This window comes from Photorhabdus sp. RM322S (assembly GCF_042879395.1).
GTDB lineage: Bacteria > Pseudomonadota > Gammaproteobacteria > Enterobacterales > Enterobacteriaceae > Photorhabdus > Photorhabdus khanii.
In genome coordinates, this window is the sequence record NZ_JBHFKW010000001.1 from 194,274 (window position 1) to 206,413 (window position 12,140).

Here is a 12,140-nt window from a genome sequence, read left to right on the forward strand (position 1 = left end):
AGCCCAATGAAAATTGGGCTTTTTTTATGTATGAAACAGTGCATTTAGGAATACCAACCTGATTAATCCAGAACGACTTTATAAACTCTTTCTTTAGATTTATGCAGTATGTTTGCTTCACCAACAAATGATATTTCGTAATGAATTCTTACCCGGCCATTACCTATATAATTGAAGAAATCGATACCACCCGGCTGACCATCAGCATTTTCTTTAGGATTAATTACAGCTAAACGGAAAATATTATTTTCATTACCACTTAAAGGCTCTATCTTTAATACTATTTCTCCTGCATCCTGATTATCAGCAGAATACCCTTTAATGTGAACTGTACCTTTCTTCAATACCTTATCTTTAAGTTTAACATCACTGACCATAATATTGATATCATAATCAATAATACTCTCACCAATTGGCCGGCCTCTGCTCTCATCATATTCATCAATATAAGGCACTTCAAGATCACGACGAATCTGAACTGTTCCAGGATCTTCATCAAGCTCTACAAGTACACGTTGAACAGTAGAGAATTTAGCACTGCCACTTTCACTAATAGTATAATAAACACTATCGTGTTTACCCGCAGTAAGAAGAGAATTCTTTACAGATAAGCTACGGATATCATTACTATCTTGTATACTCGGAACAACTTCAACATTATCATCAAAAATAAATTTCAATTCATGCTTATTTAAAATATTCGAATCAGCAAAAAGTACTTTAACGCCTGCTCTTATATCACCACTGTCAATAACATTATCATAATTTGCCGGATATATAGGTGCTGCCAATCCTGCTGATTTTAGCTTGAATCGATCGAGCACAGCTTCTGCGACTACACTGCCACTAGCATCTGTTACTTCAGCAACAAATTTGACTGTAGAATTAACCTGTTGATCTGTTTTGACTTTTACCAATATTTCAGATGCTCTACTGATAGGATCGAATAAGTTATTGTTATTTACAATTTCATATTCGCCCTCATTCAAGCCATGTACCACAATTTTACTTTTATAATTATCTAATGATGTCGAACCATCATCATCCTTTGTAACTACAAACAATCGTAATGGAACGTTAAACCAATCTTTATGTGAAACCCAGTTAGTTACATCAGTATTAATTAAAAACTTCATGACTTTTCCTCATTTGTTTTATAGAAATAACCAGAAAATTAGCCACTCTTTTCGGAAGAAATATTATCTACTGACTTTATATTTAGAATTATCTTCACCTCCTTAATAATAACTTAACTTTAAAACACTCAATTTTTATTTATTCAATTTTGTAATGTTTTTTTCTGAAATATCTTTTACTTTTTTTGTTGCACTTTTTATATTAATGAAAGTCTATTATTAAATTGAAAATATCTTAGCATGTTATCGGTGAATAAAACTTCGTTATCAACGGTGAGCTCTTTTACATCTGTTTCAATCTCAACAAATACCATGTTTAATAAATTGAAGGTCAGAGAAAAATTACTTTTTCAATTAAGAATTATAGACAAGTAAATTCACTAATAAATATCAAAAGACAATAAGTGATCTATTAAAATAAATAAAATAGGAAAATTATCATTAAATATAAAAATCCTATAAATAACATTGAAATAAAGTTACTAAAGATATATTTACTTATATTTTTAATACTCATAATCAATTGTTTTATAAATAAAAAACAGATAATATTCCCACTATCTAACTATCATAGATAGATATTAGTTAATTCTTGTATTTCCTGAACAGGAAATAAAATTCAATTGATTAAAAAATAGTAAAAGACACAGTTTTGAGCACCAGTTAATCAATCAAACTCAATTTCCACTTTTCCCCTTTGACAAGCCCTAAATACCCAGCTATTATTCGCCTCGTTCCCAAGAACGATTCCTCCATAGTTCAGTCGGTAGAACGGCGGACTGTTAATCCGTATGTCACTGGTTCGAGTCCAGTTGGAGGAGCCAAATTAGAAAAGCCCGCTTAGTGCGGGCTTTTTGCCTTTCTGATTCCACTCTCCACTTACAACATAACATTTGTAACCCTAATCAACCGACTTCCATAGCATACAGTTCCAGCAAACAACCTTCATTCAGCATAAATACAGAACAATAAGTTCAGTTTACCAGCAAACAAACCTTATTTGTTGTTTTCTGCTTTGACAAAGCAAAAGTGTACCGCTAGTATGCACCCCGTTGTGAAGCAATTCCTCCATAGTTCAGTCGGTAGAACGGCGGACTGTTAATCCGTATGTCACTGGTTCAAGTCCAGTTGGAGGAGCCAAATTAAGAGAAACCCGCTTAATGCGGGTTTTTTGCTTTTCTGATTTCGCTGGTTACCTGACATCATCACACAAACACAATAACGCTATCCAACCCATTTTTATAGCATATAATCCCATAAAATAACCATTTAGTAGCATAAAAATAAACCAACGAGTGCAGTTTGCCAGCAAACAATCACTATTTGTTATTTTCTGCTTTGACAAAGCAAAAATGTACCGCTAATATGCGCCCCGTTGTGAAGGAGTTCCTCCATAGTTCAGTCGGTAGAACGGCGGACTGTTAATCCGTATGTCACTGGTTCGAGTCCAGTTGGAGGAGCCAACTTCATTTCTTGTTTTACCCTCATATTTCATTTGTTCCTTATTGATAAGAAAATCCACCTCTGATTACCCTAAACTTATTGATTTAGCTAAATTTTTTACTAAAGATTACATTCATTAATAGCTATTTAACTGTTTTAGCTTTATTATCCATTCCCGGCTTGAATATGCTGAACTCAGCATATTTCCTTCCTATCATATATACTGGAGCCGGTTTCATGACCACTAAATCATATACAATAAAAATCCGCCGCCCTGATGACTGGCACATTCATTTCCGTGATGATGAAATGCTAAAAACTGTCGTTCCTTATACCAGTCACTATTTCGGGCGGGCTATCATCATGCCTAATCTGCTTCCGCCGATTACAGAAGTGGCTGGCGCCAAAGCTTATCGAGACAGAATACTGGCAGCCATCCCCGAAGGAGATAATTTCCAGCCTCTTATGACTTGTTATCTTACTGATTCTACTGATAGTTCTCAGATAGAAATTGGTTATAAAGAAGGCATTTTTACCGCTTGTAAGCTCTACCCTGCCAATGCCACAACCAATTCAAGTCACGGTGTCTCTGATATAAAGAATATTTATCCATTATTAGGAATGATGGAAAAACTGGGAATGCCTCTGCTCGTACACGGTGAAGTTACTGCTTCCCATATTGATATTTTTGATCGAGAAGCCCGTTTTATTGAACAGGTAATGGAACCATTGCGTAATCAGTTCCCAGCACTGAAAGTTGTGTTTGAACACATAACAACCAAAGAAGCCGCACAATATGTACTGGAAGGCGGCAATAATCTAGGAGCAACATTGACTCCGCAGCATCTCATGTTCAACCGCAATCATATGCTGGTCGGTGGGATACGCCCACACCTGTACTGTCTGCCTATTCTGAAACGCAATATTCACCAGGAGGCTTTGCAAGCCGCCGTCGCCAGTGGCTGTGATCGCTTTTTCTTAGGTACAGACTCTGCGCCGCACGCGCTACACAAAAAAGAGTCACCCTGTGGTTGTGCTGGCGTATTTAACGCGCCATCTGCGTTACCTGCTTACGCAACCGTGTTTGAAGAGATGAATGCATTACAACATTTTGAAGCTTTCTGTTCACTTAATGGCCCTAAATTTTATGGACTGCCCGTCAACGAAGGCTTTGTCGAATTGACTCGCAAATCTTCCACGGTCATCGAGCACATTGATTGCAATAATGAAAAACTTATTCCATTTCTGGCTGGCGAAGATGCCCTCTGGGAAGTAAAAGTAGCAGACTGACATACACATGGGGATAGTCATCGTCCCCATTAATTTACATGGCCTATCAACCCACCAACGAATGGGACAATAATTCCTAACAAAAAACCTTCTTACTTTCACTAAAAAGCATATACTAATAATGACTCATTCAAGAATGAGGTAGTTTGCTCTTAGTCAATGATATTAATAAATAATGCAGTGATCTGATTAGGAGGTTTTATGGGCAGTAAAGATGAAGTTATTCAAACGCATCCTGTTGTAGGTTGGGATGTCAGTACCGTTGATACGTATGATGCTGTGATGCTACGCCTTCACTATTTGTCCTCCCAAGATCAAACACCAGAACATGTCATGGTAGATCGAACCTTATGGTTGACAACTGACATTGCAAAGCAATTGATATACATCCTCCAGGCAGGAATTGAAAAGATCGAATCCTCAGAATACAGCGATCTGAACCATACTAAGCATTAATAATCTCAAGCCCGGACACCCAAATAACTGGGTGTCCGGCCTGGAGGAACATTGATTCACTCCAACGATTTTATCTGTAATACCATATCATTAGATAATAATTTCGGATTAAGCTGACTTAACTATCGCAATTGCCGAGTTGACTATCAATAGATAAGGCGTTTATTGTGAGTTCGGCCAAACAAGAACAGGGACGTACAATAATGAAAATCTTAGTCGTTGAAGAGTGCTATTACACCCGTTCAGGTATCATTGAATTTTTAAAGAAAAATGACAATGTTGAAGATATTGAAGTTGTTGACTCACCTTCAATTAACGACTCTATAGATATTGTAGCTCGTTTTTCTCCTGATATTGTTTTAGCTAATTTGACTCATTATTGTCACCATTCCAGTTATTGTTCTAATTTACAGAAATTTATTACTCTTATAGATAATACGCGTATCTATATATATCTTAATAGTGCTTATCCTTACTGTGAAAATTATATTACACTGAAAAACAATGCTTTTATTTTAGCAAAGAAAAGCCTTCCCTATTTGCTTAATAAATTGAGTAAAATAACATTACAAGAAATTCAGAAACATCAGATGACAATTGATGAGCATTGTTCTATTTTTAGTCCACAAGAGCATAAAATCATCGATTACTGGATGAAAGAAATTCCCAATTACCAGATATCTCAAAAACTAAACATCAGTAATAGCACAGTATATTCTCATAAAAGGCATATTACTGAAAAAATAAAAGTTCATAATAGAATTGAACTCTGTTTTATTTACAATGTATTTAAATATCTTTACTGAAAAAGCTATTATCTTAAAACAAATAAACTGGCACAACAATCTCTGTGCCAGCTATTAATAATACTATTTAGTCAACTGTAATGAGGTAATATTCAATCCATCCTGTAAACGATGCCGGGATTTATTAAATATTTTTGCTCCATTTTCTCGGCCAGCCCGACGAACACGCTGTTCCGTTTCTGGTAACCTAACTTCTTCCCCGCATGCTTCACTGCAACAACCGTCAAATTTAGCGGCACATTCCGGGCACTGAATAAACAACAGGTGGCAACCGTTATTCTTACAATTAGTATGGCTATCACAAGACGTACCACATTGATGGCAATGAGCAATTACATCATCTGAAATACGTTCTCCCATCCGCTCATCAAATACAAAGTTTTTACCCATAAAACGCACTGGTAATCCCTGCTCCTTGGCTTTACGGGCATATTCGATAACACCGCCTTCTACGTGATATACGTTTTTAAAACCATTGTGCAACATATAAGCACTGGCTTTTTCACAACGAATACCACCAGTGCAATACATCACAATGTTTTTATCCTTATTATCCTGCAACATTTCCACTGCCATTGGCAATTGTTCGCGGAAGGTATCAGAAGGAATTTCAATTGCATTTTCAAAATGCCCGACTTCATATTCATAATGATTACGCATATCGACAAATAGCGTCTCAGGATTATCTAACATCTGGTTGACCTGCTCTGCTTTAAGATATTCACCGGTTTTTGATGAATCAAAAGTTTCATCTTCAATACCGTCAGCCACTACTCGGTCACGCACTTTCATACGCAAAACCCAGAAAGACTTTCCATCATCATCAAGTGCGATATTCAACCTCAGATTATCCAACGCAGGATCAACGCCATACAATAAAGCTTTGAATGCTTCCAGATGATGAGTTGGTAAACTTATCTGCGCATTGATCCCTTCTTTGGCAATATAAACCCGGCCAAATACTGAAAACTCAGTAAATTGTTGATACAGGCTGTCACGGAAAGCCTGAGGATCTAAGATATTAAAATATTTATAAAAAGAGATAGTAGTACGAGGCTGGGTCTGCGCCAGCATGCGTGCTTTCAACTCTTTATTAGAAATGCGGTTATGTAACACTGGCATGGTGTACTTTCCTGAATTTCAAGTCATAAGATTAGATGTAATAAGTGATGGCCTCCGCCACCAAGCGGGTATGATAACGAAAATGATTTTCAACGAGTAGTAATTTATAACGCGGTAACAGGAAATCAATAATAAAATGGGAGGTTTAACTGACTGTAGTTTAACTTAACCCTCATTCAAGGCTGGAACCAATCATCAGCAATTTATTAGACATCATTCTTTACGGATAGCAAAACTGGATGACAGACGAACACGCTACTATACTAGCGAAAGAAAGCGGCAGGCAGTTTAGTAGAACCGGCAAAAATATGACTCACAATCGATATCCTAAACATTTCATGTCTGAAAACTTCGATATCCCGTCAAAAAGTGTCACAATAGACGAATTGTTTTGTCCATCTTATTTGGAACCATAAATAACCTGAGAATCCATGATACACGCACCTTCTTTTCAACGCTCACTGCTTCATCCCCGTTATTGGCTTACCTGGTTTGGTATCAGTCTGCTTTACTTGCTGGTTCTGCTCCCCTACCCCATTATTTATTGGATAGGTACTCGCCTGGGCAGATTCTCCATGCGCTTTCTGAAAAAACGCGCCAAGATTGCTGAAAGAAATCTTGAGCTATGTTTTCCCGATATGCCCCAAGAGAAGCGCAATGAGCTGCTAATAAAAAACTTCGAATCCGTCGGAATGGGGGTATTTGAAACGGGTATAGCCTGGTTTTGGCCTGACTGGCGGGTAAAATGCTGGTTTAAAGTTACCGGGCGGGAAAATATCCAGAAAATCCAAGCCCGCGAACAAGGAATTATCGTTATCGGTATTCATTTCCTGACGCTGGAACTGGGTGCCCGAATTCTCGGTTTACTCAATCCGGGGATTGGTGTTTATCGCCCAAATGATAATCCGGTTATGGATTGGTTACAAACATGGGGACGACTGCGCTCCAACAAATATATGCTGGATAGGAAAGATGTCAAAGGCATGATCCGCTGCCTGAAAAATGGTGAAATCGTCTGGTACGCACCCGATCATGATTACGGACCACGAAACAGCGTATTCGCGCCACTATTTGCAGTAGAACATGCCGCAACAACCACAGGCACCTCTATACTTGCGCGTCTCGCTGATCCGGCAATGATCCCATTTACCCCCCGCCGTCTACCTGACGGAAAAGGTTATGAATTAATTATTCAACCCGCAGTAGATGGATTCCCTAAAGACGATGAAGTGAAAGCAGCAGCTTTTATGAACAAAGTGGTGGAACAGGAGATCTTACAGGCTCCTGACCAATATATGTGGCTACATCGTCGCTTTAAAACCCGGCCTAATGGTCAGCCTTCTCTGTACGGGCAGGCTGACAAAGTCCATTAAATATCATTAACGGCTGTTTCTTCATCTAAGAAACGGCCATAATGACTGTCACATACAGCCTAATAATCCATTATTTCATTCTAATATTGATGTTGTATCTTTTAATTTGATTTATTGCCGATTTTTATATAAAAATAGAAACTAAAGTAGCTAAATAAACACAAAGCTAACAATCAAACGACTGTACTTTTTTACCTTTCATTATCACTCTCAATATCTGGCTTCTGAAAAGATTATTTATATTTCATAGCTATTACTTAATTTATTACTCTAAAATCTTTTTATTTACAAAAACATGAAAAACATAAATAAGTCAATAGTCCTCATCATCACTTTAATCAACCAGTGATAAGAAATGGGATTTCTGTCGAACTTTGCTATGAAAAATGGAATATAAAGTAAGAGATATCTGGTTTGTTAATAAAATTAGCCGAAAAGTATGTTAAAAATACATTAATAAGACAGGACGTCATTTAATAAAAAAACGTGGCTTTTTTGTTTGCTCTAAACCTAAATCAGAAAAAGCTTTATTTGTTGCACACATGACACTCCTGGAGTGCAGTATTATAGGAAAACTTAGATGCAATCCTCCATTAACAACACAAAAAACCGAACCTTCTTCGGGCATCCTTATCCATTAAGTTCGCTGTTCTTCACAGAAATGTGGGAACGTTTCTCTTACTACGGCATTCGCCCACTCCTGATCTTGTTTATGGCAGCATCCATCTACGATGGTGGTATGGGTATTCCTCGTGAACAAGCAGCTGCTATTGTCGGTATTTTTGCCGGTAGTGTTTATTTGACTGCCCTGCCTGGCGGATGGCTGGCGGATAACTGGTTAGGTCAACGTCAAGCCGTCTGGTATGGTTCGATCATTATTGCGTTAGGGCATCTGTCTATCGCACTTTCCGCTTTTTTAAGTCATCACTTGTTCTTCATTGGTTTATTACTGATCGTATTAGGTACAGGACTGTTTAAAACCTGTGTCACCGTCATGGTCGGAACTCTGTATAAAAAAGATGATCCACGTCGTGATGGTGGTTTTTCCCTATTTTATATGGGGATTAACATCGGTTCCTTTATTGCTCCTCTGGCTACTGGCTTGCTGGTTCGTGACTATGGCTGGCACTGGGGTTTTGGTATCGGCGGGTTGGGAATGCTGGTTGCCCTATTGATATTCCGCTTTTACACGATCCCTTTGATGCGCCAATATGATAAAGAGGGTGGTGTGGATTCAAGCTGGGACCACCCTACAGTGGAGCGTAAAAACGTTGGCAAATGGGTTTTTACTACTGCTATCGCTATTATTGCCATTATTGCTCTGCTAATCCTTGGTGTCATTCCATTCAATCCGGTAGCCGTAGCCAGCGCAATGGTTTATGTGATCTCATCCTGTGTAACTCTTTACTTTGCCTATCTGTTCCTGTTTGCTGGCTTAAGCAGTAGTGACCGTTCGCGCCTGCTGGTCTGTTTTATCCTACTCGTATCTGCTGCATTCTTCTGGTCTGCATACGAGCAAACGCCAACTTCATTCAACCTGTTTGCCAATGATTATACTAACCGTATAGTAATGGGATTTGAGATCCCGACAGTATGGTTCCAGTCGATTAATGCACTGTTTATTATCCTGCTGGCCCCAGTATTCAGTTGGTTCTGGCCCAGATTGGCAAAAAACAATATCAACCCGAGCAGTATCAGTAAATTTATTATTGGTATTCTGTTCGCTGCCGGTGGTTTTGGCGTGATGATCCTGGCGGCGCAAAATGTGCTGGCAACAGGTGAAACCGTTTCTCCTTTCTGGCTGGTATCAAGTTCTCTGTTTCTGACACTCGGTGAACTGTGCCTTAGCCCGATTGGCCTTGCCACTGTGACGCTGCTGGCACCATCCCGAATGCGTGGTCAGGTAATGGGTTTGTGGTTCTGTGCAAATGCACTGGGTAATCTGGCTGCTGGCCTGATTGGTGGACATGTGCGTGCTGATCAACTGGACAGCCTACCTGATCTGTTCTCCCGCGTATCTCTGGCTCTGATCATTTGCGCAGCCGTGTTGATGGTGTTAATTATCCCCATTCGCCGCTTGCTTAATAATGCCGACAAATCAGAAGCGAAAGCGCAATAATAATATTTATAACCAACATAAAGCCATCTGAATCATAAGATGGCTTTATGCCCCTAAAAACAAATCCATCAGTGTACTGCCGTTATGATTGATGACTTAATTATCTGTTTTACATTCAGTGATTCCGTCTGATATGCATGATTACGCACATCCCACAGTTCAACAGCATGTTGAATATTAAGCCAAAACTCTGCTGTATTCCCCAAGGCCGCAGCCAATTTAATCGCCATAGGAACAGTCAACGCGCCTTTATTGTGCACAATTCTGCTTAGCGTATTGCGATGAACACCCATAGCTTCAGCCAATACATTAATTTCAATATGAAGAGGCTCCAGAAACTCACTCACCAATATTTCACCCACAGTTGCAGGGCGACGTTTTGTATTTCTCATTATTTATTTCCCTCAGTTTAATAGTTATGAGGATCCAGATATGTATCAACTGCAATACCATCAATCCATTGAAAAATAAGCCTGTATTGCCTGTTTACTCTTATTGAGCACCACCCCCTTAAATAACCATTCAAATGTTCAAAATGGTTTCCCGGCGGAATTCTTAAGTCGGCCTCTTTAACTGAAGCATCCAGAATTTGCAGTTTTCTGTATAAAGCGCTCTGTAGAAAAACGGGTATACATTTGTGTGGTAAATCTTGTTCATAAAATCTTTCTAACCACCTATCCCTGAATTCAACCGCCATAACATCCTCGTTATCTGTATATTACGCACAATATCATTGTGCATCAAGTCATAAAATTCTGAAAATATCATTTTGTCTTACGTAATCTGGCTGGTGTACAGCCAAAATGCTGATTAAATGCAAAGGTAAAAGCTGACTGGGAGGCATAGCCGGACAGAAAAGCAATATCAGCCAAAGGCTTATAACTGTTAACCAATAAATTATAGGCAAGCTTCATCCGACACGTTTTCAAATAAGCCATTGGGCTCATGCCAGTTGCAATAAAAAGTTTGCGGTGCAAAGTGCTGGCAGATACCGCGCAAATATCAGCCATATCCACCACCGTCATTTTTTCATGCAAACGCCCGGCAAGCCCCTGATGCAGTTTTGCTACCAGGGCGGAAGGCGAACTCATTTGTGGTAACTGAGCCAGTAGTAAACGGGCCACATCGGCATGGCTGGCGGGTGGCTGTGGGTAATCGTGCAGCCATTTAATAAGCGCAAGAGCAGATGCAGGTAATGGTTGCCAGAAAGAATCACGATATAATTGCCCAAACAGGGCTGAAGGTAATTCCAACACTAATTGCTGATTTTCACCCTTAGCGGAAAAACTATGCTTCGCATCCGGTGGGATCATGGCAACATTTCCGAAATTAACAACACCTTGCTGCCCTTCTACATTTAATTCCAACTGCCCGTCATAGCCAAAAACGAACTGCCATAACCCCTGATGGCTATGGCTAATAGTTTCAGCTGAATACCGGCGTAAATGTAATGAAGGTAATTGATGAGACATATTTATTGTCGCTGATTAAAACACACTCCAATCATTCGACAACAAAATAATGTGGTTTACAACAACTTATGACCATTAGGGACAGGAAGAGTAAATTCTGCGATCACCACCGCACCATTTTCATCGACACTACCGGTTAACAATACCTCTGATTTGACACCCGCGATCCGCTTTGGTGTAAAATTGCACACACAAAGAACCTGACGGCCGATTAATTGCTCAGGTGTGTAATGTGCGGTTATCTGAGCGCTTGAGTTTTTAACCCCCAGTTCACCGAGATCAATTTGTAATTTATAGGCAGGTTTGCTGGCTTTGGAATTCAATCCTGCCGAAATAATTGTGCCAACCCGCATGTCAACTTTTTCAAAATCAGCCCATTCGATCTGTTCCATGTCTTTCTCCACTCAGTATGAAATCATTATATTCACATGACAGTAGAGGAAATTCTTTCGAAAGGCTGTCAACAATTATCGACAAGCTGCTTTTTTCGGTAACTCATTCAATTTACTATTCAAATAGCTTTAAATAGTGATCACTTCCTATCAAAAAAGTTACTTCTGGTCATTCCCCCGTTCTGTTCAATTCGATTAGCTCGCTCAATATCCCGCAGGATTGAATTATTGAATCCATGATTAAATTGTTCATTATTCTGCCAGCGTTCAGCATATCTTTTTGTTTCTTCAACCTGCCTTCCCTGTTCCCATTTTTTCACAAGTTCATTATCCGCAGTGAGTTTATCCACATTCAAATGCTTAGACGCAAGATTTTCTCTCTGCTTCATATATTCTGCCGATGGCTTATTGTCTGCCGGAATATCACTTTTGTAATGGAAATTTAAAGCAAATGCCTGGAAAGAAATTGCAGATAAAATGACAAAAATGTAACGCGATCCTTTAATCATCGTATGATCCCTCTTTAAAACC

General features: G+C 39.0%; 12 protein-coding genes and 3 tRNA genes. 8 read left to right on the forward strand and 7 right to left on the reverse strand.

The features are described from left to right. Window positions 1-62 precede the first annotated feature (62 nt). Window positions 63-1,136, reverse strand: a complete 1,074-nt coding sequence (locus ACGF63_RS00860; protein ID WP_036848956.1) for a hypothetical protein — start codon at window positions 1,134-1,136, stop codon at window positions 63-65. 748 nt (window positions 1,137-1,884) lie between these two features. Between ACGF63_RS00860 and ACGF63_RS00865 the strand changes: the two genes are divergently transcribed. The 6 genes from ACGF63_RS00865 to ACGF63_RS00890 all read left to right on the forward strand — a co-directional run bounded on the left by ACGF63_RS00865 (window position 1,885) and on the right by ACGF63_RS00890 (window position 5,131). Then, window positions 1,885-1,960 (forward strand) — tRNA-Asn (locus ACGF63_RS00865). Window positions 1,961-2,200: 240 nt separating this feature from the next. Then, window positions 2,201-2,276: transfer RNA gene (locus ACGF63_RS00870), tRNA-Asn, on the forward strand. Between the two features lie 247 nt (window positions 2,277-2,523). After that, window positions 2,524-2,599, forward strand: a tRNA-Asn gene (locus ACGF63_RS00875). A gap of 217 nt (window positions 2,600-2,816) precedes the next feature. Next, window positions 2,817-3,869, forward strand: coding sequence for a dihydroorotase (gene pyrC, locus ACGF63_RS00880; RefSeq protein ID WP_387628216.1), 1,053 nt, complete (start codon window positions 2,817-2,819; stop codon window positions 3,867-3,869). 201 nt (window positions 3,870-4,070) lie between these two features. Beyond that, the gene (gene bssS, locus ACGF63_RS00885) at window positions 4,071-4,325 is read left to right on the forward strand and encodes a biofilm formation regulator BssS (protein ID WP_011146095.1); all 255 of its coding nucleotides are present in this window, start codon (window positions 4,071-4,073) and stop codon (window positions 4,323-4,325) included. 203 nt (window positions 4,326-4,528) lie between these two features. Continuing rightward, window positions 4,529-5,131, forward strand: a complete 603-nt coding sequence (locus tag ACGF63_RS00890; RefSeq protein ID WP_387628309.1) for a LuxR C-terminal-related transcriptional regulator — start codon at window positions 4,529-4,531, stop codon at window positions 5,129-5,131. A gap of 63 nt (window positions 5,132-5,194) precedes the next feature. Here ACGF63_RS00890 and ACGF63_RS00895 read toward each other — a convergent pair whose 3' ends face one another. Next, a complete protein-coding gene (locus ACGF63_RS00895) occupies window positions 5,195-6,253 on the reverse strand; it encodes a rhodanese-related sulfurtransferase (RefSeq protein WP_036848952.1) in 1,059 nt (352 codons plus the stop codon). Window positions 6,254-6,684: 431 nt separating this feature from the next. Between ACGF63_RS00895 and ACGF63_RS00900 the strand changes: the two genes are divergently transcribed. Then, entirely contained in the window at window positions 6,685-7,626 is a 942-nt protein-coding gene (locus ACGF63_RS00900) for a Kdo(2)-lipid IV(A) acyltransferase (protein ID WP_036848951.1), read from the forward strand. A gap of 580 nt (window positions 7,627-8,206) precedes the next feature. Further along, on the forward strand, window positions 8,207-9,745 hold the full coding sequence (locus ACGF63_RS00905) for a peptide MFS transporter (protein WP_036848950.1): 1,539 nt from the start codon (window positions 8,207-8,209) through the stop codon (window positions 9,743-9,745). Between the two features lie 68 nt (window positions 9,746-9,813). Here the strand turns inward: ACGF63_RS00905 and ACGF63_RS00910 are convergent, their stop codons facing one another. The 5 genes from ACGF63_RS00910 to ACGF63_RS00930 form a co-directional block, all read right to left on the reverse strand. After that, window positions 9,814-10,137, reverse strand: coding sequence for a HigA family addiction module antitoxin (locus ACGF63_RS00910; RefSeq protein ID WP_152962962.1), 324 nt, complete (start codon window positions 10,135-10,137; stop codon window positions 9,814-9,816). Window positions 10,138-10,154: 17 nt separating this feature from the next. After that, window positions 10,155-10,442: a type II toxin-antitoxin system RelE/ParE family toxin gene (locus tag ACGF63_RS00915; protein ID WP_036848944.1), complete on the reverse strand. Its 288-nt coding sequence runs from the start codon at window positions 10,440-10,442 to the stop codon at window positions 10,155-10,157. A gap of 67 nt (window positions 10,443-10,509) precedes the next feature. Next, window positions 10,510-11,217, reverse strand: coding sequence for an AraC family transcriptional regulator (locus tag ACGF63_RS00920; protein ID WP_152962961.1), 708 nt, complete (start codon window positions 11,215-11,217; stop codon window positions 10,510-10,512). Between the two features lie 56 nt (window positions 11,218-11,273). After that, the gene (locus ACGF63_RS00925) at window positions 11,274-11,609 is read right to left on the reverse strand and encodes a tRNA-binding protein (protein ID WP_152962960.1); all 336 of its coding nucleotides are present in this window, start codon (window positions 11,607-11,609) and stop codon (window positions 11,274-11,276) included. Between the two features lie 140 nt (window positions 11,610-11,749). Next, window positions 11,750-12,118 carry a hypothetical protein gene (locus ACGF63_RS00930; protein ID WP_036848942.1) on the reverse strand — a complete coding sequence of 123 codons (369 nt, stop codon included), beginning with the start codon at window positions 12,116-12,118 and terminating at the stop codon, window positions 11,750-11,752. Between the last annotated feature and the right edge of the window lie 22 nt (window positions 12,119-12,140).